The following is a 25,406-nucleotide window of genomic DNA, read 5'->3' on the forward strand; positions in this document are numbered from 1 at the left end:
CGCTAGATAAGCCAAGGCTAACGTCCGGTTTCGTATCTTTGCTGACCTTATTGGATCGTTGACGGGTTACAAAATTTTCTCCGGTGTAACTTAAATGTTAAATTTCCTCATCGTGTGAGTCATTTTTCATTATTTGTGACGAACCACGCAATTTATTGCAGACTATTGCATTTTTGATTAAATATTTGTAAGACATATCTTACGTTAATGTAAGATATTGAGTAAGTAGATGTAAAAAAAAAGACGTGTTATATTCTTTAGTTGTTGATTATGTTGGTTTTTGTATATTTACATGCTTGTTACATTTTTATATCGTTAAATATAAAGTATTATTATGGGTACGAATAAATCTTAATTAACGTAATATTAACCACATCAGGAAGATGCAGGTCAGGAAGACCGATAGAGTAGAGTACTCTTAAAAGGACGCTTGAAGGAATAGGCCCGATGACAGGAGTCATCGAAGGAATTAAACGGATTTAGGTTAAAGGAATAACGGCTAGAGGAACAAGCCAGATGACAGGAGTCATCGAATGAACTAAATGGATTTAGGTTAAAGGAATAACGGCTGACGGAATAAGCCCAAGGATGAAATATCACTATTGATGTGACTCAGGACGAGTTGCAATCACGGAAGATGAATGGAAAGCAAAGGATTATTAGGAAACACTACGGACAGTTCTTTATGGATGAAGCGGGACACATATAATATGCAGGATGCATATAAGCTAGTTCAGGAAATACGGCTCTTAGAGCCGTATTTTTTTGCTTAAAATATAGTAATTTTATTCTCAAGGAATGTTGAATAATATGGGTGCTTACCTAAAATGGCTTGGCTACCGTTTAGAGAAAAGGTATAACCACATAAGGTAAAGCTGCTTCTAATGGCAATATTCTTGATTATCACTTTAGTATCTAGTGGTGAAAACCGCGCTAAATAGTCACCATTATTTTCTTGATTAACGTCCAATGTTCTAATCACTTCACCACTATCATAAGAGATAACCTGACAGCTTTTATCACCTTGTGCGGTCATTTGTTGCCATAAAAAACCACTAATAGATTTGTCACCCTGCCATTTTATAGTAATACCATCAAAAGATGATGCCAATAAAGAAAAGTTATCAGGCAGTGTAACTTCGTGTCTCAGGGATAATTTTGATTGTTCTATGGCTGTTTTTTCATTAGTGTTTGCTGCTATAACGTCATCATCAACTGAGGTAATACTCGATGGCAGAATTATTGCCATTATGATGATTAATATTAGTACTGTTAACGCTAATACCTTCTGTTTATTGTTAAGTAGCTTCAGCCTGATCGCTTCACCAATATCATTAGTAGGGGAAACAGGCGAGTCTTTAGCTTTGTTATCATGTTGAGCCAACGTATCAGGGGTATCTTGATAGGAGCTTGCCAATGAATCTTTTACTTCGTGCTGATTAAATGTCGGTTCTATACGTTTTTGAGGTTGAGAACTTCCTTTTTTTATATAGCCCGTTAAATCGACATGACCAGCGTAACCAAGAATATGATTAATTTTTTGGCTTTTGTAGGTCATTAAGAAGGTAGAAATAGCTAAAGGGAGTAAAAGTAACCAGTAGCTTATGGTGTTATCACTGATGATGATAATTAACCCAGCAAGTAAAAAGCTGGCTGTAGGTGGCAGCAACCAGCTTATCTTGAGGTTGGCATCATTTAGACGACGCTTTGTTGAAAGAGTAAAAATACCTGCAAAAATAGACAATGCCATAAAAGATAATAAGTTGTTAAAAGAAAAAATGGCGCTAGTAAGGGTAAACAACAAGTAACAACTTATATGAATAGCGATGAATCGACGACGATTATCTGAACCGGTTAAACAAAATAGTGACTTCAACAAAAGCACATAAACTCCTAAAAATATTGTTTGATCTGAAAACTTTGGCAAGAGTAACCAATTTTCTTTTAACTTTCAGTGATATTTTCATATTCCATCACTTATCATCTTGATACCTTCCGACAAAGTCACACCTATGGTGTAAGCCATTTCGCACAATGACGTCAGTGATCATACAATAATTTGTAAGTGTAAAAAGAAACACTTTGTAACTATATGTTTAATAGTAATAAATTTGAATTGTTCGATAAAAAGACAAAATAACGTTAATTTTATTTCGTTTACCTTGCTAGCGACAAAACACATGAATGCTAATATTTATCTTGTCAGGACGACACAAGTTATGGATAACACTACAAATAAGTTTAAGGGATAAATACTATTTGTTGAACACGTATAGGAAGTACGAAATGGAAAGTGGTATAAGTTAATATTCAGTTGATAAAGGATTTACCCGCAAGGACACTAACATTTCCAACGGAATGGAAGGTAAATGGATTTACATGAATGGATGCAACAACAAGTGCTGAAGTTAACTTAATTTACTACGCTTATAATGAATAAAAATTTATGGATGAAACTAGCTGAGAAGGGATACTTAACACAGAGATAATACCTCTGCTTATACGGAGTCATTTAAAGGAATTAAATGAACAGTTAGTACTGAAATGGATGTTAATTAAGGATAGTAATAAAGTTTGAGTAAAGTGATATTACCCAAAAATAATTTCCGTATGATTTAGGAAATTTAAAAATTAGCAAATGGATTTGCAGCATTATATTTAGCAACGAAAAAGCGACTTTTATGTCGCTTTTTCTTTGTCCAGAAAAAGATTATTTACACACCTAATTTATCTTAATACTTGTAGAAATTATATTGTTGTTCAGTAAAGAAAAAACCTGCTAAAAGCAGGTTTTATTAAGCGAAATTCATACTACAACTTAGCTATTAGATGTTCGGTATGAATCACAAGCTTCTTCATCTTCACACTCACCATATAAATATAAACTATGGTTTGTTAGCTTTATTTTATGTGATTTAGCAATATCTTCTTGGCGTTGTTCAATGACGTTATCTTCAAACTCAACTACTTTGCCACATTTTAAGCAAACAAGGTGGTCGTGATGCTTTTTATGACTTAATTCGAAAACTGATTTACCGCCTTCAAAATGATGACGACTAACAATGCCCGCATCGTCAAATTGATTAAGTACCCGGTAAACGGTAGCCAAGCCAATCTCTTCATTCTGCACTAATAATATTTTGTAAACATCTTCCGCACTAATATGCTGATTATTCGGATTTTGCAAAATAGTGAGAATTTTGATTCGCGGCAGGGTGATTTTTAATCCAGCTCTTTTTAGCTCTTCATTTTGGTCTGCCATTAACTTTAATTCTCTAATTCGGTAATTTAAACAAAATTATAGGGGGTTCTTCTGCTTGAGGGAAGCCTTAGTTGAAATGAATAGTAAATTCATTGGCTTTGATTTTCGAAATTTGTATAAACACCAATAGCTTTACTGGTACGATGAGTTGTGTGAGCTAGTGATTATAGGATCAAAGGAGATTTAGATGTTAAAAAAAGCGTGGTTATTAAAATTACTGCTAAATATTTGGCCGCCATTTTTATTTACGGGTATCAAAGTTACAGAACTTTCTAGTGATTTTAGACAAGCCAAGGTGCGTTTAAAAATGCGAGCATGGAATAAAAATGCTTTAGGCACACATTTTGGAGGTTCACTATTCTCGATGACCGACCCTTTTTATGTGTTAATGATTTTAGCGCGTTTAGATAATCAATATTATGTCTGGGATAAATCAGCTGACATTGACTTTATCAGACCAGGGAAAGGCGAAGTAACAGCTGATTTTTACGTCAGTGATGATTTTATTAATGAGATTATTGAAAAAACCCGTCATGGTGAAAAATATCAACCCACGGTCAATGTTTATGTCAAAAATATTGATGGTGAGTTAGTTGCTAAACTAAATAGGCGTTTATATATACGTCAGAAGAATAAACCGACTTTATTGACCTAATTAGGTAAAAGTAAGACAAAAAAAAGCCTGTCGATACAGGCTTATTATTAGTGGCTTATAAGAAATAAATTAGTCTGCAAGTTCTGCTAAACACATTTCTTCAAATATTTGAGTAACCCACTTGTCAATTCTCGCTTCAGTTAATTCTGGCTGACGGTCTTCATCAATACATAAACCAATAAACGTTTTTTCATCAACTAAGGCTTTAGATGCTTCAAATTCGTAACCTTCAGTTGACCAGTTACCAACAATAATTGCGCCTCTTGACTCGGCAATATCTTTTAAAGGTTCCATTGCGTCACAGAAGTATTCAGAATAATCCTCTTGATCACCTAAACCAAAAATAGCGACTAACTTATCGGTAAAGTCTACTTCTTCAAGCTCAGGTAAGAAGTCGTCCCAATCACATTGATTTTCGCCATAATACCAAGTTGGAATACCTAAAATGATTAAATCAAATTCAGCTATTTCTTCTTTTGTACTTTTTGCGATGTCTTTTACTTCAACTAATTTTTTGCCTAACTTTTTTTGAATAGTTTTGCTGACAGCTTCAGTATTGCCTGTATCACTACCGAAAAATAAACCTACAATTGCCATGGTATAAAACCCTTATTTACTAATATTTAATGCTGGTGCCGTCATTGAATTTTTCAATATCGACTCAATAAGTTCTCCGCGACTAACACCTTTAACTTTAGCTAAGTCGTCGAGTTGCTCAAACAAGTCTTGATGTATTTTAAACTCAACTCGTTTTAAGCCATTGTTTTTATCGCGTTTAACTTGATTGCGCTTGTTTATTTTTACTTGCACGCTACGCGAATGAGGATTTGTTTTTGGGCGCCCGGGACGCTTTTCATCACTAAACAAATCAATAGTGGTTAAATCACTTGCTTCTTTTGCCATTGTTAACTCTTACCCAACCCCTTGGCTTTCCCAAACCAGTTGAATAATGCCTTTGGCAATAAAGCCAGCACAACCTAAAAATAGAACCAAATAAACGACCATACGGCCCATTTTGGGAACATCATTTTTTGTCATTACATCATGGACCGATAAGCCAATGAAAATAAAGATAAAAGCAAAAAATAAATTCAAACCAATAGTTTCAATAAGTTCTAAGTTTTCAGCTAACATAATTCACCCTAAAAATTTCAGGCGCACTATAGCATAATCTAACGCTTAAACACATAATTTTTACCACAAATGACAAGGCAATTTGACGCTATTTTTTCAATCAATTAATTGTAGCAAACCTAAAAAGGTTATTTGATTCATTCGTTTTAAAGCGTTTATAAGTCGATATTAAAGGCTTAAATAGTCATTAACAATTTTGTTAAATACTGTCGTTTTCTCTGCATGTAACCAATGCCCTGTGCCTTGTATGATTTTGGCTCGACTATTTGGAAATAATGCTTGGATAATATCACGATGCGCTGCGGTTATATAATCAGAGTTACCACCTTTGATAAAAAGGGTTTCACCTTTAAAATCTTGTTTACCTTCATTTGCCGCCATTATTTGTCGATAACATTGCTGAATATTATCTAAATTGCATTTGAAATTGAATTTTCCATCTTTGGCCACTAAATTACGCAATAAAAACTGCCTAACGCCTATGTCATCAACGAATGCAGACAATTGCTTGTCTGCATCTTTTCTATTATTAATGTCTTCAAGCTTAATACTTTGTAAACCTTCAATAATTAGATTGTGGTGAGGTGGATAGGCAACAGGCGCGATATCAGCAACAATAAGCTTATCCACTTTTTCACTATGGTCTAGTGCAAGCTGCATGGCTATTTTACCGCCCATCGAATGTCCAAGGATATGGGCACGTTCAATATTAATTATTGCCATTAGATCGACAACGTCTTGGGCTAATTCTTGATAGCTCATTGAGTTTTTGTGAAAAGATAAACCGTGATTTCTCACATCGATATTAGTTACTCGGTAATTATCTTTTAAACCTTTTGCCACCATATTGAGATTTTCTAAACTACCGAATAAGCCATGTATTAAAATAATATCGGCGCCGGAGCCTTGTTGTTGGTAATGTAAATTCTTAGTCATTGATAGCTCATCGAATGTATATACTTGCTTTAACCTTTATTGTCTTAGCTTTTATTGCACCATGCAATTATTTTGAGGCTTTATCGAGATATTGGCGCTGGAAAGTTTTCCTTAAGCTAAGTATAATCCTGCGCGAATAATAAAATTCTAGGGTAATTAATGAAAAACATTGAAATAGATGAAGAACTTTATCAACACATAGTGTCGAATACCCAATTTATTGGCGAAAGTGCTTCGTCAATCTTGCGTCGCTTACTGAGTTTAACGTTAGCTGAAGATGCGCTTGATGATCTTGTCGAAAGTGTTCAAGATGTTGAAGTCACCACTGACAACTTAGTGCCTGGCGTTGAAGAAAATATCGAAATGGAAGCCGTGATAGTTGAAGAAGTAATGGCAGAACCACCTAGTATTGATAATGTACTCAATTATATCAATAAAGAAGAGTTAGCCATGCAACGTGGTGCAGTTGGTCGATTTTTACTTATTCTTGCCGCTTTATATCGCGTGCACAGTGAAAGTTTTGCTGTTGTCTCTGAGATCCGCGGGCGAGACCGTCTATATTTTGCCAAAAGCAAAGATGAGCTTTCCGCCAGTGGTAGCAGTACTAAACCATTACAAATACCTGATAGTCCATTTTGGGTAATGACAAACTCGAACACTACCCGTAAAAAAATGATGTTAACGAAAGCATCGCTAATGTTAGGTTACACTAACGAAGATGCCGAAAATATTAGAGATCTTTTATAAGCCGTATAAAGTTGTCGACGATAATATTTAAATAAAAAATAAAGGGAATATCATGACTATTCATGCACACGCAGGAAAACCAGTTAGACCACAAGACCGTATCAATATTGGTAAATTAGTCAGTGATTATTTTTTATTAAGGCCAGACGTTGCTATTACCGCGCAAAGGGTAACTTTTGGTACCTCAGGTCATCGCGGTAATGCCAGTAAAACCAGCTTTAATGAGCAACATATTCTGGCTATTTGCCAGGCAGTTGCCGAACATCGCATTGAACAAGGATTGAAAGGGCCATTGTTTTTAGGTAAAGATACCCATGCCCTTTCAGAGCCCGCTTTTGCTAATGCGCTGTCGGTGTTAATTGCTAATAACATCCCGGTCGTTATTCAAGACGATGATGGTTTTACACCAACCCCGGTTATTTCTAGGCTCATTATTGCTCACAATAAATTATCGATAAATAAAGATAAGCAAGCCGATGGTTTAATTATTACCCCTTCTCACAATCCACCAACAGATGGCGGCATTAAATATAATCCAGCTCATGGCGGGCCAGCTGAAGGTGGTGTGACTAAAAAAATTGAACAACGAGCCAATGACTTAATTGCCGAAAAGCTCATCAATGTCAAACAAGTTAGCTACCAGCAAGCTTGTTCGTCCGCTTTATTATCAAAACAAGACTTTATTACTTTTTATGTTAACGAACTTGAACAAGTGGTTGACATGAAAGCTATTGCGAAAGCCGGTGTTAAAATTGGTGTTGACCCACTTGGTGGTTCAGGGATTCATTACTGGCCCGTTATCGCAAAGAAATATCAGTTAAATCTTGAAGTTGTCAATCCTGTTGTTGATGCCAGTTTTGCTTTTATGCCACTTGATAAAGATGGCAAAATTCGCATGGATTGCTCATCTCCTTATGCCATGGCCGGACTCATTGCTTTAAAAGACAAGTTTGATATTGCTGTTGGCAATGATCCCGATTTTGATCGCCACGGTATCGTCACTCGCACGGGCGGGTTAATGAACCCTAATCATTACTTAGCCGTTGCTATATATTATTTGATGACTCATCGTGACTGGCCTAAAACCAGTAAAATTGGGAAAACGCTAGTGTCTAGTTCACTTATAGACCGTGTTGCTAACTATATTGACCGTCCTTTATCAGAAGTGCCGGTGGGCTTTAAATGGTTTGTCGATGGTCTCAGTGATGCTTCATATGCATTTGGTGGTGAAGAGAGTGCGGGTGCTGCTTTTTTATCTCGTGATGGTAGTTGCTGGACAACAGATAAAGACGGTTTTATTATGGCGTTATTGGCAGCAGAAATTCTTGCTGTTACCGGTAAAGACCCCTATCAACTATACCAAGAGCTTGCTGAAAAATTAGGTGAGCCTTGTTATGGACGTGTTGAAGCCGTTGCAAGTTTTGAACAAAAACAAGTGCTAACTTCATTAAGCGCTAACGACATTACGACTACGATGCTCGCTGGTGAAAAAATTAACCAAGTTTTATCACACGCACCTGGCAACAATGCCGCTATTGGTGGTGTGAAAGTTACAACTGACAATGGTTGGTTTGCTGCTCGTCCTTCAGGGACCGAAGATATTTATAAAATTTATGCCGAGAGTTTTATCGATCAAAAACACTTAGCCCTTATTATTACCGAAGCCCAAGTACTGGTAAGTGCTGCTTTTACTAAAGCCGGTTTATAGGTCGATAGTTAAGATAAAGGTATCAGAATTTTTACCCTGCTATAAATTGAAATAACATAATAATATGGGTTAGTGACCTAAATCATTAACCCATATTATATGCTAGCACTGCCAAACGTCGCTACTTCTCATCACTTTTCTTTATCGTCGCTTTAACTTTTATTGTGATCAAACCAAGCAATAATCTCTATTTTTTTGTACAATATAAGTAATTTTTATTGCCTTAGTGAATGTGGTTTGAATAAATTACAAGTAGTCTTACAAGAACAACAGCAAGCGTTACAATCTACGGGTGACTTTCTCGCCTTAACTCGTGCAAATGAGTGGTCAATAGCAGGACGTTTTTCCTTTCAAATTAAACATCAAGAAAGTAATAGCGAAACAAACGTTACCGTACTTGATACCGGTCTTATTACTTTTGAACCCGTTGAACTGCAAACATCTAGTAAAGACATTGTGCTCTCTAGTGCCGTGCACGGTAATGAAACCGCTCCAATTGAAATTTGTGCTGAGCTCATTAAAAAGCTTATTTTAGGAGAGCTTGCTTGTACCGAGCGTGTACTGTTTATTTTTGGCAACCCAGCTTCTATTAACATTTCTGAACGTTTTATTGAAGAAAATATGAATCGTTTATTCTCTGGTGGCCATTCTGCTGATCAGGGACAGGGGGCGGGTTTAATTAATAAAGAACGCCACCGTGCTTTATTACTTGAAAATACCGTGCGAGATTTTTTCCAGCAAGGTCAAAGCTTATCCAGTAATAAAGAGAGAGAGCGTTGTCATTACGATTTACATACCGCCATTAGAGGCTCAAAAAACGATAAATTTGCGGTTTATCCTTTTCGACATGGTAAAGCTTGGAAAAAATCTCAACTTCAATTTATGCATGCGTGTGGGGTAAGTACTATTTTACTTTCGCATTCACCAACCACGACCTTTAGTTACTTTTCATCAAATGAATTTAATGCTGACGCTTTTACTGTGGAATTAGGCAAAGTGATGCCCTTTGGTGAAAATGACATGGCTAAATTCGTTCAAGTTAAAGAAACACTAACGCGTTTGATTTCAGGACAAGACTTGTTGCTAAAAGACTATGATGAAAATGACTTTAGTATTTATGAGATCTACCAAACCATTAATCGTCAGGGTGAAAACTTTGCTTTAAATTTTTCTGATAACGTTGAAAACTTTACTGACTTTCCAAAAGGTACCGTACTCGCAATAGATGATGGTAACGAGATCAAAACAGATAAAGTCGGGGAAGCAATTATCTTCCCTAATGCTAATGTTGCTATTGGGCAGCGAGCATTATTAACCGTTATTCCCACATCTATCGAATAATGGTCATGCTTATGTAAACTTTTATGGGCATATTGATGATATTGCCGTATGCCCAAAATTTTACTTAGCTCACACAACTTGTGTTTCAGTTTACGTAAAGGTAAAGTACGTTCGATTATTTACAGCAGCTCATTGCGCAAAACCCAAAAAGTACTAAAACTAAGTACACTTACATTAAGAATAATGGGTATAGCAAATCCTGCAATGAACATATTCCATAAGACAAGAAGAGAAGAGAAGGCTATGAACACTGACGTATATAAAGAAAGTCCGGTGGTACATCAACCCGCTTTTATTGATGGTCATTCAGTTGAAATTCCCATCCTCAAAGTATTACAACAAGACGGCACCGTATATGAAGGTGCTGAGCTTCCTGAAATTGATCAAGAATCAGCAACAAAAATTTATAAAACGTTAGCGTTTCACCGTGTACTCGATGAGAGAATGGTCGCATCGCAACGTCAAGGTCGTTTAAGCTTTTACATGACCGCACTGGGTGAAGAAGCCGCAAGTGTCGGTGGTGCTGCCGGTTTAAAACCTCAAGATATGATCATGGCGCAATACCGAGAGCAAGGTGCATTAATGTATCGTGGTTTCTCACTCGAAAACTTCATGAATCAAATGTTCAGTAATGAAAAGGATTTAGGCAAAGGTCGTCAAATGCCCATTCATTACGGCAGCCGTGAATTAAACTACATGACGATTTCATCGCCACTAGCTACTCAAATACCACAAGCGACCGGTTATGCATATGGCCAGAAGATACAAGGGCTTGACGCGGTAACAATTTGTTATTTCGGTGAAGGCGCTGCGTCAGAAGGTGACTTCCATGCGGGATTAAATATGGCAGCAGTACATCGTGCTCCTGTTATCTTTTTCTGTCGTAATAACGGCTACGCAATTTCAACACCTGCAGATGAGCAATACGCAGGTAATGGTATTGCTTCTCGTGGTGTGGGTTACGGAATTAAAACGATTCGAATCGACGGCAACGATATACTTGCGGTTTTAAAAGCGACACAAGATGCTCGTACTTATGCTTTAGCAGAAAACAAGCCAGTACTTATTGAAGCCATGTCTTATCGTTTAGGTGCACATTCTACCTCAGATGATCCTTCTGGATATCGTACGCGTGAAGAAGAAGCTAAATGGCAAGCACATGATCCTATTCTTCGTATGAAAAATTGGATGTTAGCGAATAAGTGGTGGGATGAAGCACAAGAAACAACCTTGTTTGATAAATTACGTGAAGAAGTCTTAGCGGCAGTAAAAGTTGCTGAAAAAATTGATAAACCACCCGTTGAAGATTTAATCACTGATGTTTATGATGAACCACCAACGCTATTAAAAGCACAACTTGCCGAGCTGAAAGTACATATTAAAAAGTATCCAGAAGCCTACCCATTCACCGCGGGGAGAATTAAATAATGGCACAAATGAATTTATTACATGCAATTAATAACGCACTTGAAATTGCAATGACAGAAAATGAACGCGCTGTGTGTTTTGGTGAAGATGTTGGCCATTTTGGTGGTGTTTTTCGCGCAACCAGTGGCTTACAAGAAAAATTTGGTAAATTACGTTGTTTTAACACACCTCTAGTTGAACAAGGTGTTATTGGTTTTGCTAATGGTTTAGCAGCTCAAGGCAGTGTGCCTATCGCTGAAATTCAATTTGCTGATTATATTTTCCCTGCTTTCGATCAAATTGTTAATGAATCCGCAAAGTTTCGCTACCGCAGTGGTAATGAATTTGATGTGGGTAATTTAACGATACGTACACCATACGGTGGCGGTATCGCGGGAGGCTTATATCATAGCCAATCACCAGAAGCTTATTTTGCTCATACACCGGGCTTAAAAGTTGTTGTACCTCGTAACCCTTACCAAGCAAAAGGTTTATTGTTAGCGTCTATTCGCGATAAAAACCCGGTTATCTTTTTTGAACCTAAGCGTTTGTATCGTGCCTCTGTGGGCGAAGTGCCTTTAGAAGACTATCAATTACCCCTTGGCAAAGCTGAAATTGTTACGCCAGGTAGTGATATCACGTTATTAGCGTGGGGCGCACAAATGGAAATAATAGAGAAGGCGGCTGAAATGGCTGCAGCTGATGGTATTTCATGTGAAATCATAGATTTACGTACTATTTTACCATGGGATATTGAAACGGTTGTTAATTCTGTTACCAAAACAGGACGCTTAGTTGTTAGCCAAGAAGCGCCATTAACGGCGGGTTTTGCTAGTGAAATTGCAGCAACGATTCAAAAAGAGTGTTTCTTACACCTTGAGTCACCGATTGCACGCATCTGTGGTATGGATACACCTTACCCATTATCACTAGAAAAAGAATATGTTGCCGACCACTTAAAAGTGTACGAAGCCATTAAACACAGCATAAATTACTAAGGTTTTTGTCATGAGTATTGATTTTATTCTACCCGATATTGGTGAAGGTATCGTTGAATGTGAGCTAGTTGAATGGCTAGTTAAAGAAGGCGACGTTATTGTTGAAGATCAGCCCATTGCTGATGTGATGACAGATAAAGCGCTGGTACAAATTCCGGCGATGCATAATGGTACGGTTACTAAGCTTTATTACGCTCAGGGCGATATTGCCAAAGTACATCAGCCACTTTTTTCAATGACAACCGATCAAGAGCAGGCACCTTCGCCTGTGCAAGCAAGCCCAGTGGTTGCTGCGCCAAGTTCGCCAGTTGCTGAGCATTCAGTTGCGGCTTCGACTCATGGTGAGCCAACACTTGAACGTGAAGACTTTATCTTACCTGATATTGGTGAAGGTATTGTTGAGTGTGAACTCGTTGAATGGTTAGTTAAAGAAGGTGATGTGATTGTTGAAGATCAACCCATTGCTGATGTAATGACAGACAAAGCGCTAGTACAAATTCCAGCGATGCATAACGGTACTGTGACTAAGCTTTACTATGCTAAAGGTGAAATTGCGAAAGTACATGCGCCTTTATTTGAAATAGAAAAACTGGCGGCTAATGGCCATCAGAATGCAGTTGTCGCGGCAGAAACTCTTGAAACGCCAACGGTTTCTGCCGTTGAAAAAGTGGCTTTAACAACTATTGCAGCAGCTGTTGAGAAAAAGATTATTAACAGTAAAGCTGTTGCTAGCCCGGCGGTGCGCCGTGTAGCTCGCGAATTAAATGTTAATATTCATGAAATACCAGGCAGTGGCAAGAAAGGGCGTGTTTATAAAGAAGACGTTGTTTCTTTCACTAAAGCGCCAGTTATAAGCACTGAAAATGTAGCGCCAGTTGTTGCGGTGGCACAAAGTGGCGGTAAACGTGTTGAGCCTATTCGCGGTATTAAAGCGGCGATGGCAAAGGCTATGGTACGTTCAGTGTCAACGATTCCTCACTTTACTTATTGTGAAGAAATTGACATGACGAATCTAATGGCGTTACGCAGCGGTATGAAAGACGCTTATGCGAAACAAGATATTAAATTAACTATGATGCCGTTTTTCATGAAATCGATTTCTTTAGCATTAAAAGAATTCCCGATTGTAAATACGCAAGTTAATGATGATTGTACTGAAATTACTTATTTTGACGATCATAATATTGGTATGGCAGTTGACTCTAAAGTCGGCTTACTCGTCCCTAATGTTAAGCAAGTACAGAACAAATCTATTGTTGACGTTGCTAAAGATATCATGCGTTTAACTGACTCTGCCCGTGCAGGTCGTGTTGGTGCAGAAGATTTGAAGGGTGGAACTATTACCATTTCAAACATTGGCGCGATTGGCGGCACGGTTGCTACACCGATAATCAATAAACCTGAATCAGCGATTGTTGCGTTAGGTAAATTACAAAAATTACCACGCTTTAATGATAAAGGTGAAGTTGAAGCACGTTACATTATGCAAGTAAGTTGGTCTGGTGATCATCGTGTTATTGATGGCGGTTCAATTGCCCGTTTTTGTAACTTGTGGAAATCATTCTTAGAAGAGCCAAGCAATATGTTGATGCATATGTCTTAGTTTGACGCTTTTTGATATTAAAAAAAACCTGCTCATGCAGGTTTTTTTGTTTATGGTGGTATCGGTTCTCAAGGAGACGTTTTATTGAGTGAAGAAAGCATAGATAGAGAGTTCATTATCTTCATTTGACTTTGTTGACGTTGAAAATGATGAGAATTTCCACCATGTTTGTACCGATAAGTCTTTGATAATATTGTCCCAAGCATCTTCTTGTTTTTCAGTCACTAGAATTTCGCAATAAGGCTGTTTACAAATAACTGATATTAAATCTACGTTCATGCCATCATAGTGGGTTAGTACAAAGTCTGAAATATTGTTTTGCATATTATAACCCCAATCTAAATCGTCTTCTTTTTGATGAAAATCGTAGATGTCATTTCTTGTTTTTCCTCGAAATGAACTCAAGAAAAATTTGAAGGGCTCTGGAGCTAGTTTTTCCATTTCTTCGTCGGTTGCTTCACTGCCATCAAATTCACTTAATTGATATTTCAATGATGATACTTTACGTTTAGATTTTTTATATTTGTCTTTTAATAATTGATGCTCAGCGATTAAATCTAGGTGCTGCTGATTTAACATTTCCTCATCGTCAACAGTTGTTAATGTCTGGTTATTGGTGACTTGTGGTTGGACTTGAGTAGCGACAACGGTTTGATCGAGTAAATCCGGAGCGACTTTAAATTTTGATATCTTTGCGGTTGGGGGTGTCTTAACTGCCATTACCGTAGGATGAGCCAAATTATCTTGATAACTTTCTGTGCTCAACGATGAAAAACCATAGCCGAGTATTGCTCCAACAGCCAAAAGTATCAGTGCTTTTAGTAAATTCATATAAATCCTTTTATCTATGTTTTATTATTTTTTAAAGATATTACCTCAATAGAATTATCTTTCAAGCGCTTAAATTTAAGCGGGAGCTTTGAGTTAACATCAAGTCACTTTAAAGATATACTTTTTAGCAGAGCAAGCATTGTTAGGAAATCACGTGCACGAAAATAAACTGCAACATTTTTATATTGCCGAAGAGCAATCGGTTTACTTATTAAACACTAAAGACGCTACTAAATTAAAAGTTTGGGTTGAATTATGTCAGCAGCAATTAAGTTTACTGGGCTATAAAAATATCGCCTTATTGGGAAAGGGCGCCTATGGGTTTGTGTTTAATGGTGATGATGACTTAGGGAATGCCTTCGTTTTCAAATTTTCACGGATGAACTTACCGCAACACGTACAAGACAGACTAGCAGAAGAAGCTGAAATTCAAGGAGAGCTATCGCATCGACGCATCCCTAAAGTTGTTAAATATTACAAAATTAAGCGCCAATCTATCGTGCATATGGAACGAGCGCCGGGCATCGATTTAGAAAAATATTCTCAACAACATGGGCCGTTAGCGCCTGAACTTGTCGTTAATATCGCGATTCAACTCGCTGAAATTTTGCTTTATTTACGCAACCCTAAAAAACACAGCAAAGGGAAACCCTATGTTCATGGGGATATTAAACCCTCAAATGTTGTTTTTAATGAAAAAACGGGCAAGGTTTACTTAGTCGACTGGGGCTCTGCTGTTGTTGCGCAGCTAGATGCTAGTGGGCAAAATACCGCGAATAGTGTCATGGATTTAATGAGTAGCGATTTGCAAAATACTAATGCGCGTTTAGGTGATGTTTACTTTATTGGTCAAGACCAAATAAGTGGCGCAATGTCTTCGCCTCGCTTTGATGAACAGGGGTTAGCGGCAACTATTTATGCGATTGCGTCAGGTCAATCGTGTCGATATGGTCATCAGGTTATTTCTCCGCTTTCATTGGGTTTACCAAAGTTACTGGCGAAAATTATTGATGCTATGCTCAGCGACGATCTCAAAACACGTAATAGCGCCGGTGATTACTTTTTTAAACAGTTACCTTATTTAAAACGCATGGTTATGGCCAAAAAGCATACGGCTTTCGATGCTAAATTACTTATTCCTGTTTGGTTAAAATCTAAAACAGACAAAATTTTTGATACTGTGGTTTACGGTTCGAGAAAATCTTTTTTAAGAGAGTCTACCGAGAGTGATGAGTTAAACGAGATTGATGATGCGCAACTAGAAAAATATTACAAAAACTTTTTGATGGGCATGGGCGATACCGAAAAAGCATTTATTGCCGCAGTTGGTCGGCTAGGTAATTTTCCTGTGGTTGGTGGTTTAGCGATACGTTGGCAGGCCGATGGTGTTTATATTGATTCTAACTTAACCTTGTTTGACCCTAATCTTAATGCTTCTTTTCAAAGTGCTGTCAATAATATGGTGCATCTCGCTCAAGGTATTCACCGCGTTGGTATGTTTAAGAGTTGTTTATTTAATGCCAGAAATACTTTGCATGTCGAACGACAAAGTAGTGAGCACGACTTCATTGCTGAGTTGGGACAGGAGTTTTCATTTGAGATCAGTGATGTTGCTGAGGTAGATGATATTACACGTTTGCATTCATACTTTGAAGACGGTAAAGACCCCGATGAATACCTCTATCTACCCGATGAAATAATGGCTGTATTAGGACGTTTAAATCTAATTCATCATACGGGCTGCATTATTTTTGAAGTCTTGCCCACTCACTTAAAAATTCATAGTTATTTAATGTTACTTAACCATGAAAAAAAGCAAGAATTTGCCGAGTGTTTAGCTGAAATTATTACGCTATTACCAACAATTCAAGGTCAGGGAATATCAGGCTTTATGAAGTTACCCTATAAAGATACCCGATATTTTGAACATATCAGCACCTTGCCTGAAAAGTATTATCCAAGAAACCCAAAAATAATTGAATCAGTGGAGAAATAAAATGAGTGACAAAATAGGTGAAATGGCTTGGTTAGATTTAACGGTAGACAATGCCACTGAGGTGAAAGATTTTTACCAGCGCGTTATTGGTTGGCAAGTTGAAAACGTGGCGATGGGCGATCATAACGATTATGTCATGAAGAGTCCTGATAGCGGTGAAGCGATCAGTGGTATTTGTCATGCTAAAGGAGTGAATGCTAGTATGCCTGCGACATGGTTACCTTATTTTTTAGTTAAAGATATTCACGCTGCCGTTGCAAATGTTATCGAGCTTGGCGGCGAATTGCTCACTGAAATAAAGCAGGTAGGTAAAGATAAGCATGTGGTGATTAAAGATCCCGCAGGTGCTGTTTGTTCACTCTATCAGCAAGGTTGAATTAAGCTTTATCTATTACGCTAATTTTTGTCAGTATTGACCGTTTTACTTTTAGCGCAAACAGTAAACAATGAAGCCAAGTCAATATCTAGCTTCATTGCATGCTTAGAGTTAGCGCTCACTTAGACGGGATGAACCACTGGGCAGGAACAGTCGCTGATAAAGATGAGTAGCATAGTCATCCGTCATCCCTGAGACATAATCAGCAATTACTCGATGTTCGTTCAAGTTATGCGTTTTTGCATAAAGCCAACGCTGCTTGGTATGTTTAGGCAATAATCGAGCGGGATCACTGGCCAATGCTTCAAATAACTCCATCACTATTTGTTGCCCACGATATTCGAGTTGTTGAATACTGGTTTGTTTAATAACAAATGAGAAGACAAAGTCTTTGAATATCTGTAGTGCCTTCGCGGCATTAACTGGTAGCTTAGCGTTGTAACGTAATAAGGGTTCAGTAAAGCTTATTGTCGAGTTTTCATTTAAATCAGCTAAATATATTTCGGTAATTAAATAATTGACTAAGCCGCCAATCGCTTCTTTTTGAATGTAGTGTTGTTCATTAAAAAGCTTTGCTGTTAAACGTTGACAATAATCTTGCAACCAAGGTTCATCGATTGCTTTAAGTTTAGTGATAACTTCTTGTTCAAAATCTTGCTGGCTGACTACACCTGTAACTATTGCGTCTTCTAGGTCATGAATACCGTAAGCTATATCGTCAGCGAGCTCCATAATTGAACAATCGAGTGATTTAAATATTGTTTTGTTATGTTTGTTTTTGGTTTTTTTTATTGATTGAAAAAGAGCGCGATCATCAGCAGATAATGGCGATAAAACCCAATCAAACATTTCAGTGTCATCACTATATAAGCCTTTGGCAGGATGCCAGTCAGCCGCTTTTAATTGTCTAAAACTGTGCGGAGCAACAGGTAAAGGTAATTGTGTTAACTCGGTTAATAGTTGTGGGTATTTTATTAAGCCTAATAATGTTCGGCGAGATAAATTCATCCCATAAAACTCACTAAAGGGCTCTAAGTGTGAAACAATGCGAAAAGTTTGCCCATTGCCTTCAAAGCCGCCATGGTTACGCATCATATAATTAAGAGCAACCTCACCACCGTGCCCAAATGGAGGGTGACCAATATCGTGGGCTAAACAAATAGATTCAATTAAGTTCTCATCATCAGGAAAAAGCTCAGCAGATAATTGTGCATGCTTGTTTCTTAATTGGGCACTAATTCCTGAGCCAATTTGCGCTGCCTCTAATGAATGGGTAAGACGGGTTCGATAGAAATCACTTTGTCCACTGCCCATCACTTGGGTTTTAGACTGTAAGCGACGAAAAGCAGCAGAATGGAGTATACGCGCACGATCACGCTGAAAAGGGCTACGGTGATCATTTAGACGTTTTGCAACACTAGCTAGTTTTCGCTGCGACCAAAGTTCGTTCATAGACACCCTTTTATCTTAATTGTGTTAAATTTTTTACCTATCATAATCACATACTTAAATAATAAAAGTCACTACCTAAATATGCTCTGCAGATAATTAACAGACTACTTATCTCGACAACTTAAGTATTAGCAATAAAAATAGCGCGTTTTGGCGCGGGGTAACCTTCTATTGTTTTACTGTTATCGTCAGGGTCAAGGAAATCAGCCAGTGACTCAGTATCTATCCAGTCAGTTTTTCGTTGTTCATCAAGTGCGGTGATATCGGTATTGACCACCCGTATATTTTTAAATCCACATCGCGAAAGCCATGCACACATCGCATCACAACTAGGTAAAAACCAGACATTACGCATTTTAGCATAACGTTCGCCAGGCACTAAAACGGTATGTTCATCACCATCAACCACTAAAGTTTCTAGCACTAACTCGCCACCCTTTACTAACTGTGCTTTTAATTGGTAAAGAAAATCAATAGGAGAACGGCGATGGTATAAAACACCCATGGCAAATACGGTATCAAAGGCATTAAGCTCAGGTAATTGTTCTACACCTAACGGCAATAAGTTGACTTTAGGGTCGTTAACAAAGTGCTGAATAGCATTAAATTGTGTAAAAAATAATTGTGTTGGGTCTATGCCAACAACAAATTTAGCTCCATCACCGCGCATACGCCATAAGTGATAGCCACTGCCACAACCAATATCTAAAACGTATTTATTGTTGAGTGGGCTAATATGCTCTTTTAAACGATCCCATTTAAAATCGGAGCGCCATTCAGTGTCTATATGCAAACCATGGATATGGTAAGGGCCTTTACGCCAGGGTTTAAATTTTTTCAGTAAATTTTCTAAACGCTTATATTCACCTTCAGTAATATCTTCTTTTTTACCGACAGTTACTCCGTCACTGATATTAACGACTGATGGTGTCGTCTTTGGTAAAGCGGTTAAGGTTTTTTGCCATTGGGCAAACTCGCCATGCAATTGTTCTTTTTTCCATTGGCTAAGTTGCGCAGGAAGAGTGTTTAACCAATGGCTTAGGCGGTTTTGAGCTATTTCTTGATAAAATTTATTGAATGACATGAATAAAGTTACTTAATGGCGATGAGTGAAAAAAAGTTAAAACATTGGAACCAAGGCGTTTGATGGTTGAAACCAGCATTTTCTAAGCGTGCAATATGTTCGGGTAAGCTATCAATGCGCATAACTTTTTCAATAGCGGTACGTTTTTGGGCTATTTCTAGTTCGCTATAACCGTTGGCGCGTTTAAAGTCGAGATGCAAATCGACAAGTAGTTCATTACAGATCTTATCATCAGCTGATATTTTTTCTGATAATAACAATAAGCCACCAGGCTTTAAACCCTTGGCTATTTTATCTATTAATGTCGAGCGTATTTCTGGCTCAATAAACTGTAAGGTGAAATTAAGTACTACCATTGAAGCGTTTTCAATCTCAATATCTAAAATATTCCCTTCAATAATTTCTACCGGTGTAGCACCTTTGAATGCACTAACATGCATTTTACAGCGCTCAACCATGGCAGAAGAATTATCAACACCTATAATTTTACAGTTTTTTGCGGTGATCGCTTTACGCATGGCTATCGTTGCGGCGCCGAGTGAGCATCCTAGGTCATACACATGACTATTGTCAGTGACAAAACGCTGACTTAAGCGGCCAATGGTATCAATAATGGTATTATAACCAGGTACAGAGCGGGAAATCATATCAGGAAAAACTTCGACAACATGTGCGTCAAAAGTAAAATCTTTAATTTGGCTTTGTTTTTTTGAAAAAATTAAATCGGGTTCTGATGGTTTCATTAGGCTGAACTTGTCTTGGTATTTAAATATCAATTTTGCGTTATTTTAACCCAAATTTATTGTCATAGGGTAGTATTGCGTACTTTTTAGTAGTTAAAGCTAAAATTTACCCTGCAACTTATGACGAATAAGGTCTATAATCGTTGTTATTTCATCCACTTTAACCATTAAGGAATTGCTGTTGCAACTCAATTATTTTGTTCGTTGTCTAATCTTACTGGTGATGTGTTTTGCTATAACAGTGCAAGCAAACAATGAACGTTTTGAAATCTCAGCAAAGCCACTCACAATAGCGATAAACAAAACCAGCTATCCTTATATGTTCCTCAATGACAAAGGACAGGCGGATGGATTAATGCCCGATCTTTGGAAGCTATGGGCAGAGCGACAAGGTGTTAAAATTGAATTTATTACCACGGACTGGTTATCAACATTATCACAGGTTCAATCAGGTGAAGTTGACATTCATGGCGGAATGACTAAAACAGTAGAGCGCAGTAAAGAATTATTGCTTACACCGTCATTTTTCTATCACGATTTCTATTTTTATACCCATAGAGACTTTACTAATTTAACTGAAATTAGCCAATTGTCACCTTACATTATTGGTTCGGTTCGCGGGTCAAGTCATGCCGCAATCATTTTAGAAAAATATCCGCACCTTAAATTACGTTTATACGAAAATCGCCATGTCTTATATCAAGCGGCATTAGCTAACGAAATAATGGTTTATACGGACGTTGAAAAACCTTCTAAACTTTTTAGTGAGTATTTTGAATTAAATAAACAATACCCACCTTACAAAAGAATTAGTTTTTATCAAGGTGAATATGTAGCCGCCACATCAATAGAAAATACGTTGTTAAAAGACTTTATCGTTGAAGGTTTTGATAAAATTACGGTTGCCGAAAAATCGCTAATAGAAAAAAAATGGTTAGGACGAGAGAAAAGTAGCAAAACATTGTTATTAAGCTTCCTAACACAAGCACCGCCTTATATGGCGGTATCTCCTACGGGGCAACCGCAAGGTTTATTTATTGATTTATGGCGTTTATGGGCGAAAGAAAGTGGCATTGAAATTGAATTTATTGCTCAATCTCCATCACAAGAATTAGCGATGTTACAAGGCGGTGATGTCGATATACATATTGGTTATTCAGCCGAAAATTTTAATAATAAATTACAGATCGCTTCACAAATTTATGGTGTTGATGCTGGCGTGTTTGTTTCTACCCGAATTGATAATGTTTATTCATTGAAAGACTTACAAGGTAAAAGAATAGGTATTTTAGCGGGGACTACTTATGAAAACACCTTAACTAAGAGGTACCCTAATCTAAAAGTTCAGGTTTACCAGACAGCTAATGAACTTCTTCATCAGGCTGAATTAGGCAATGTTGATGCTATGGTCAGTGCTCAAGAATACCTAAATGCCCGTTTAATAGAAAGCAATTTACAATCTTCATTTTATCAATTAAAAAATGTTACTTTCCCAACACCGGTTTATTCCTTAGTAAAAAAGGGTAATGATAAATTGGTTGAATTGATTAACGAAGGCTTTAACAATATCCCTATTGAGCAACTTATTAGACTCGAGAGAAATTGGCTTATCGATAAAAATAACGGCTATTTTGTTCGCTCTGCTGAAAAAGTGAGTTTATCTCAGTCTGAACAATTATGGCTAGAACAAAATCAAAAAGTAAATGTTGGACTGGTTAAAAACTGGATGCCAATGGAATTTGTTAATGCAAAAGGCCAAGTAACAGGTATCAACCCCGATGTACTTAAGTTGATATCAGATCGTTCTGGTTTAGCGTTTGAATTTACATTTTTTGATAGCTGGAATGACTTATATCAAGGATTAGTCGAGGAAAAAATTGATATGCTTGCCAGTATTTCTGTGACGCAAGAGCGAAAGAAACAGGTTCTATTTACTCAACCTTATTGGAGTATGCCTTGGGTCATTTTACACCAACGTCAATTGGGCTCTCAACTGACACTTAACAGTTTTCATGGTAAAACATTAGCCGTTATTAAAGGCTACTATCTATCGTCTGCTATTAGAAAAGAACACCCATTAATATCGTTAAAACTCGTTGATACTCACAATGACGGCCTACTTGCCGTTCAGCAAGGTAAGGTTGACGGTTTTATTTCTAATATAGCGTCTGCTTCTGAATTAATGAAACGAGAAAGTCTCAGTGTTTTAGATATGTCAGTGTTGGAAGAATTGCAAAGGGACAGCAGTCACTTTGCCATTAGACCGGATTGGCTTGAATTACAACAAATCATAAACAAAACCTTATTGACTCTTTCTGAGAATGAAAAACAGAAAATTTATGACCGCTGGTTTGGAGTGAATATAGAAACAGGGTTTAATAAAGACGTTGTCATGCGAGTCTCAGCACAAATTGGTGTACTTATCCTCATTATTATTATTGCGATAATAATGTGGAATAGGCGCTTATATGGTGAAATAAAAACGCGTAAATTGCTTGAAGAAAAAATGAAACATATGGCGACCCATGATGAATTAACCGGGTTAGCCAACCGAGTATTGCTAAAAGACCGGATAAATACTGCCATTAGCTTCCATCAGCGCCAACAATTACAAATGGCCGTTTTATTTCTCGATCTTGATGGTTTTAAAACTATAAATGACACCCATGGCCATGATGTTGGCGATGAACTGTTAGTCAAAGTGGCTAATAAACTAAAAAGTTGTGTTCGACAGTCAGATACGGTTGTTCGTTTCGGTGGTGATGAATTTGTTCTACTGCTAACAGGTTTGCATCAAAAAAGTGAAGCGGCTTATATTGCCGACAAAGTATTAAAGCTGATGCAGCAGCCTTTTGAATTGTCGGTGGAACGGGTTAATATTGGTTGTAGTATTGGTATTGCTATGTATCCCGATGATGGTGTGACAGATAATGACCTGCTAAAAATTGCCGATACGTTAATGTATAGAGTTAAGGCAAATGGAAAAAATCATTATGTCTTCAACTCAGAGACATACGCAGCTAAATAAATAAAACCAAACTATTTTATCATCCGTAAAATATTTTTTAATCATTTTACGGTCACTATTCCCCTTAATGCTTTTTTTGTCGTCATATTCCTTTATAATGTCGGCAATTTTCCATCCTAACGATTGCCATGCTAATACTTTGCATGAGCTAGTTAGTATTATCAGGACAACAGACATGCGCGATCTTTATTGTGGTGATGTGAACGAATCTCACATTGGCAAAGAAATTACTTTATGCGGCTGGGTTAACCGTCGTCGAGACTTAGGTGCGGTGATCTTTTTAGATCTACGTGATCGTGAAGGTATGGTACAAGTCGTTTATGATCCAGATTTACCTGAAGTTATAGCGAAAGCGAATACCTTACGTAATGAATTTTGTGTTCAAATTAAAGGCAAGGTGCGTGCCCGACCTGAAGGTCAAATTAATAAAGACATGAAAACCGGTGCTATTGAAATTTTAGGATTAGAGCTGACTATTTTAAATAAGTCTGCACCATTACCACTTGATTCCAACCAAAATAATTCAGAAGAACAACGTTTAAAATATCGCTATTTAGATTTACGTCGTAGCGAGATGACAGAACGTATGCGTTTTCGTGCAAAAGTAACATCGGCAGTGCGAACGTCCTTAGAAGGGCAGGGCTTTTTAGATATTGAAACACCTATCTTAACTGCGGCAACACCTGAAGGTGCACGTGACTATTTAGTACCAAGTCGCACACATAAAGGTCAGTTCTTTGCTTTACCGCAGTCACCTCAGTTGTTTAAACAATTGTTAATGATGTCGGGTATGGAACGTTACTATCAAATTGTTAAATGTTTTCGTGACGAAGATTTACGCGCTGACCGTCAGCCTGAATTTACTCAAATAGATATTGAAACGTCATTCATGAGCAGCGAGCAAGTGATGAATGTTGCTGAAACGATGATCGTTAAATTATTTAAAGATTTGATGAATGTTGATTTAGGCACATTCCCTCGTATGACTTATTTAGAGGCAATGACACGTTTTGGTTCAGATAAACCTGATTTACGTAATCCACTAGAATTAGTGGATGTTGCTGATATTGTTAAAGATGTAGAGTTTAAAGTTTTCTCTGGACCCGCAAACGACGAAAAAGGCCGTGTATCGGTAATTTGTGTTCCGGGTGGTGCTGCAAAATTCTCACGCAAAGGTCTTGACGAACTGACTAAGTATGTTGGCATTTATGGTGCTAAAGGCATGCCTTGGTTAAAAGTTAATGATGTTGACGCAGCCTTAAGTACTGGTATTGACGGCATACAATCGCCGGTCTTGAAGTTCTTAAATGAAGAAGCGGTAAAAGCGTTATTAACACGTACTAATGCTAAAACAGGCGATATTATTTTCTTTGGCGCCGACAAGTACAATGTTGTTACTGAATCACTTGGTGCATTGCGTCTTAAACTAGGTGAAGATTTAGAATTATTACAAGGTGATTGGAAACCATTGTGGGTTGTTGACTTCCCAATGTTTGAAGAAGCTGATGGCGGCATGCATGCAATTCATCACCCGTTTACCGCACCTATTAATTTAACGGCTGAAGCATTAGAAGCTAACCCTGTTGGCGCGCTTTCTGATGCTTACGATATGGTGTTAAATGGCTGTGAATTAGGCGGCGGTTCGGTACGTATTCATAACCAAGATATGCAAGCTGCAGTTTTTAGGATTTTGGGTATTAGTGACGAAGAAGCGCAAGAAAAATTTGGCTTTTTACTTGAAGCACTTCAGTATGGTGCTCCACCACACGCTGGCTTAGCGTTTGGTTTAGACCGCTTAGTAATGTTAATGACTGGCGCATCATCAATTCGTGATGTTATGGCTTTTCCAAAAACAACCACAGCGGCTTGTCCACTAACCAATGCACCGGGTAAAGCAAATCCAGCACAGCTTGTTGAACTGGGCATCGCTTGTTTACCTAAAGCTGAAAAGAAAGAAGAACCTTTAGCTGAATAGTTTATAAATAATCAGCGTTCGATAAAAAGCAGCTAATTAGCTGCTTTTTTTATCTATAGAATGTACGGTCATGACAGTTCTTAGGCAACCATGCCTTCACTGTATTATTGCTTTGTACAGGTCATTTTTG

General features: G+C 37.6%; 21 protein-coding genes. 11 read left to right on the forward strand and 10 right to left on the reverse strand.

Going from position 1 to position 25,406, the window contains the following annotated elements:
* Positions 1-769 precede the first annotated feature (769 nt).
* Both H4J56_RS08190 and fur read right to left on the reverse strand, forming a co-directional pair.
* Positions 770-1,879, reverse strand: coding sequence for a hypothetical protein (locus H4J56_RS08190; protein ID WP_182259166.1), 1,110 nt, complete (start codon positions 1,877-1,879; stop codon positions 770-772).
* A gap of 939 nt (positions 1,880-2,818) precedes the next feature.
* Positions 2,819-3,262, reverse strand: coding sequence for a ferric iron uptake transcriptional regulator (gene fur / locus H4J56_RS08195; RefSeq protein ID WP_070376273.1), 444 nt, complete (start codon positions 3,260-3,262; stop codon positions 2,819-2,821).
* 187 nt (positions 3,263-3,449) lie between these two features.
* Here fur and H4J56_RS08200 point away from each other — a divergent pair, with 187 nt between their 5' ends.
* Positions 3,450-3,917: a DUF4442 domain-containing protein gene (locus H4J56_RS08200; RefSeq protein WP_182230866.1), complete on the forward strand. Its 468-nt coding sequence runs from the start codon at positions 3,450-3,452 to the stop codon at positions 3,915-3,917.
* A 69-nt stretch (positions 3,918-3,986) separates the two neighbouring features.
* Here the strand turns inward: H4J56_RS08200 and fldA are convergent, their stop codons facing one another.
* From fldA to H4J56_RS08220, 4 genes are all read right to left on the reverse strand, one after another.
* A complete protein-coding gene (gene fldA / locus H4J56_RS08205) occupies positions 3,987-4,514 on the reverse strand; it encodes a flavodoxin FldA (RefSeq protein WP_070376275.1) in 528 nt (175 codons plus the stop codon).
* A gap of 12 nt (positions 4,515-4,526) precedes the next feature.
* Positions 4,527-4,820 carry a LexA regulated protein gene (gene ybfE / locus H4J56_RS08210; protein WP_070376276.1) on the reverse strand — a complete coding sequence of 98 codons (294 nt, stop codon included), beginning with the start codon at positions 4,818-4,820 and terminating at the stop codon, positions 4,527-4,529.
* Positions 4,821-4,829: 9 nt separating this feature from the next.
* A complete protein-coding gene (locus tag H4J56_RS08215) occupies positions 4,830-5,051 on the reverse strand; it encodes a DUF2788 domain-containing protein (RefSeq protein WP_070376277.1) in 222 nt (73 codons plus the stop codon).
* Positions 5,052-5,219: 168 nt separating this feature from the next.
* Positions 5,220-5,987 carry an alpha/beta fold hydrolase gene (locus tag H4J56_RS08220; RefSeq protein ID WP_182217718.1) on the reverse strand — a complete coding sequence of 256 codons (768 nt, stop codon included), beginning with the start codon at positions 5,985-5,987 and terminating at the stop codon, positions 5,220-5,222.
* Positions 5,988-6,146: 159 nt separating this feature from the next.
* On the opposite strand from H4J56_RS08220, the gene seqA reads away from it, so the two are divergent.
* The 6 genes from seqA (at position 6,147) to H4J56_RS08250 (ending at position 13,791) form a co-directional block, all read left to right on the forward strand.
* Positions 6,147-6,734: a replication initiation negative regulator SeqA gene (seqA, locus tag H4J56_RS08225; RefSeq protein WP_182217716.1), complete on the forward strand. Its 588-nt coding sequence runs from the start codon at positions 6,147-6,149 to the stop codon at positions 6,732-6,734.
* A gap of 52 nt (positions 6,735-6,786) precedes the next feature.
* Positions 6,787-8,442 (forward strand): phosphoglucomutase (alpha-D-glucose-1,6-bisphosphate-dependent), encoded by a 1,656-nt coding sequence (gene pgm, locus H4J56_RS08230; RefSeq protein WP_182243560.1) that lies wholly within the window; start codon positions 6,787-6,789, stop codon positions 8,440-8,442.
* 237 nt (positions 8,443-8,679) lie between these two features.
* Positions 8,680-9,783, forward strand: coding sequence for a succinylglutamate desuccinylase (gene astE / locus H4J56_RS08235; protein ID WP_182243559.1), 1,104 nt, complete (start codon positions 8,680-8,682; stop codon positions 9,781-9,783).
* 243 nt (positions 9,784-10,026) lie between these two features.
* On the forward strand, positions 10,027-11,211 hold the full coding sequence (locus tag H4J56_RS08240; RefSeq protein ID WP_182217711.1) for a thiamine pyrophosphate-dependent dehydrogenase E1 component subunit alpha: 1,185 nt from the start codon (positions 10,027-10,029) through the stop codon (positions 11,209-11,211).
* The gene (locus H4J56_RS08245) at positions 11,211-12,188 is read left to right on the forward strand and encodes an alpha-ketoacid dehydrogenase subunit beta (RefSeq protein ID WP_070376283.1); all 978 of its coding nucleotides are present in this window, start codon (positions 11,211-11,213) and stop codon (positions 12,186-12,188) included. The genes H4J56_RS08240 and H4J56_RS08245 overlap by 1 nt, the downstream gene beginning before the upstream one ends.
* Before the next feature lie 10 nt (positions 12,189-12,198).
* Positions 12,199-13,791 (forward strand): dihydrolipoyllysine-residue acetyltransferase, encoded by a 1,593-nt coding sequence (locus H4J56_RS08250; RefSeq protein WP_182217709.1) that lies wholly within the window; start codon positions 12,199-12,201, stop codon positions 13,789-13,791.
* Positions 13,792-13,872: 81 nt separating this feature from the next.
* Here the strand turns inward: H4J56_RS08250 and H4J56_RS08255 are convergent, their stop codons facing one another.
* Positions 13,873-14,622 (reverse strand): hypothetical protein, encoded by a 750-nt coding sequence (locus H4J56_RS08255; protein WP_182259167.1) that lies wholly within the window; start codon positions 14,620-14,622, stop codon positions 13,873-13,875.
* A gap of 154 nt (positions 14,623-14,776) precedes the next feature.
* Between H4J56_RS08255 and H4J56_RS08260 the strand changes: the two genes are divergently transcribed.
* Together H4J56_RS08260 and H4J56_RS08265 are read left to right on the forward strand one after the other, a co-directional pair.
* The gene (locus H4J56_RS08260; protein WP_182259168.1) at positions 14,777-16,618 is read left to right on the forward strand and encodes a protein kinase domain-containing protein; all 1,842 of its coding nucleotides are present in this window, start codon (positions 14,777-14,779) and stop codon (positions 16,616-16,618) included.
* 1 nt (position 16,619) lies between these two features.
* Positions 16,620-16,994, forward strand: coding sequence for a VOC family protein (locus tag H4J56_RS08265; protein WP_182217703.1), 375 nt, complete (start codon positions 16,620-16,622; stop codon positions 16,992-16,994).
* A gap of 111 nt (positions 16,995-17,105) precedes the next feature.
* On the opposite strand, the gene H4J56_RS08270 is transcribed toward H4J56_RS08265, so the two are convergent.
* The 3 genes from H4J56_RS08270 to cmoA all read right to left on the reverse strand — a co-directional run bounded on the left by H4J56_RS08270 (position 17,106) and on the right by cmoA (position 20,273).
* Positions 17,106-18,446, reverse strand: coding sequence for an anti-phage deoxyguanosine triphosphatase (locus tag H4J56_RS08270; protein ID WP_182230871.1), 1,341 nt, complete (start codon positions 18,444-18,446; stop codon positions 17,106-17,108).
* Positions 18,447-18,567: 121 nt separating this feature from the next.
* Positions 18,568-19,530, reverse strand: coding sequence for a tRNA 5-methoxyuridine(34)/uridine 5-oxyacetic acid(34) synthase CmoB (cmoB, locus tag H4J56_RS08275; protein WP_070376289.1), 963 nt, complete (start codon positions 19,528-19,530; stop codon positions 18,568-18,570).
* Positions 19,531-19,538: 8 nt separating this feature from the next.
* A complete protein-coding gene (gene cmoA, locus H4J56_RS08280) occupies positions 19,539-20,273 on the reverse strand; it encodes a carboxy-S-adenosyl-L-methionine synthase CmoA (protein ID WP_182171727.1) in 735 nt (244 codons plus the stop codon).
* A gap of 181 nt (positions 20,274-20,454) precedes the next feature.
* Between cmoA and H4J56_RS08285 the strand changes: the two genes are divergently transcribed.
* Positions 20,455-23,301 (forward strand): transporter substrate-binding domain-containing protein, encoded by a 2,847-nt coding sequence (locus H4J56_RS08285; protein ID WP_182230872.1) that lies wholly within the window; start codon positions 20,455-20,457, stop codon positions 23,299-23,301.
* A gap of 175 nt (positions 23,302-23,476) precedes the next feature.
* Complete coding sequence (aspS, locus tag H4J56_RS08290) at positions 23,477-25,276, forward strand: aspartate--tRNA ligase (RefSeq protein WP_182171721.1); 1,800 nt, start codon at positions 23,477-23,479, stop codon at positions 25,274-25,276.
* Positions 25,277-25,406 lie beyond the last annotated feature (130 nt).

Source organism: Colwellia sp. BRX8-4 (assembly GCF_014077345.1).
Taxonomy (GTDB): Bacteria; Pseudomonadota; Gammaproteobacteria; order Enterobacterales; family Alteromonadaceae; genus Colwellia_A.

Coding starts and splice junctions, on each gene's coding strand:
- fur (WP_070376273.1), bottom strand. CDS start 3,262: ATGGCAGACCAAAATGAAGAGCTAAAAAGAGCTGGATTAAAAATCACC.
- H4J56_RS08200 (WP_182230866.1), top strand. CDS start 3,450: ATGTTAAAAAAAGCGTGGTTATTAAAATTACTGCTAAATATTTGGCCG.
- fldA (WP_070376275.1), bottom strand. CDS start 4,514: ATGGCAATTGTAGGTTTATTTTTCGGTAGTGATACAGGCAATACTGAA.
- ybfE (WP_070376276.1), bottom strand. CDS start 4,820: ATGGCAAAAGAAGCAAGTGATTTAACCACTATTGATTTGTTTAGTGAT.
- H4J56_RS08215 (WP_070376277.1), bottom strand. CDS start 5,051: ATGTTAGCTGAAAACTTAGAACTTATTGAAACTATTGGTTTGAATTTA.
- H4J56_RS08220 (WP_182217718.1), bottom strand. CDS start 5,987: ATGACTAAGAATTTACATTACCAACAACAAGGCTCCGGCGCCGATATT.
- seqA (WP_182217716.1), top strand. CDS start 6,147: ATGAAAAACATTGAAATAGATGAAGAACTTTATCAACACATAGTGTCG.
- pgm (WP_182243560.1), top strand. CDS start 6,787: ATGACTATTCATGCACACGCAGGAAAACCAGTTAGACCACAAGACCGT.
- H4J56_RS08240 (WP_182217711.1), top strand. CDS start 10,027: ATGAACACTGACGTATATAAAGAAAGTCCGGTGGTACATCAACCCGCT.
- H4J56_RS08245 (WP_070376283.1), top strand. CDS start 11,211: ATGGCACAAATGAATTTATTACATGCAATTAATAACGCACTTGAAATT.
- H4J56_RS08250 (WP_182217709.1), top strand. CDS start 12,199: ATGAGTATTGATTTTATTCTACCCGATATTGGTGAAGGTATCGTTGAA.
- H4J56_RS08255 (WP_182259167.1), bottom strand. CDS start 14,622: ATGAATTTACTAAAAGCACTGATACTTTTGGCTGTTGGAGCAATACTC.
- H4J56_RS08265 (WP_182217703.1), top strand. CDS start 16,620: ATGAGTGACAAAATAGGTGAAATGGCTTGGTTAGATTTAACGGTAGAC.
- H4J56_RS08270 (WP_182230871.1), bottom strand. CDS start 18,446: ATGAACGAACTTTGGTCGCAGCGAAAACTAGCTAGTGTTGCAAAACGT.
- cmoB (WP_070376289.1), bottom strand. CDS start 19,530: ATGTCATTCAATAAATTTTATCAAGAAATAGCTCAAAACCGCCTAAGC.
- cmoA (WP_182171727.1), bottom strand. CDS start 20,273: ATGAAACCATCAGAACCCGATTTAATTTTTTCAAAAAAACAAAGCCAA.
- aspS (WP_182171721.1), top strand. CDS start 23,477: ATGCGCGATCTTTATTGTGGTGATGTGAACGAATCTCACATTGGCAAA.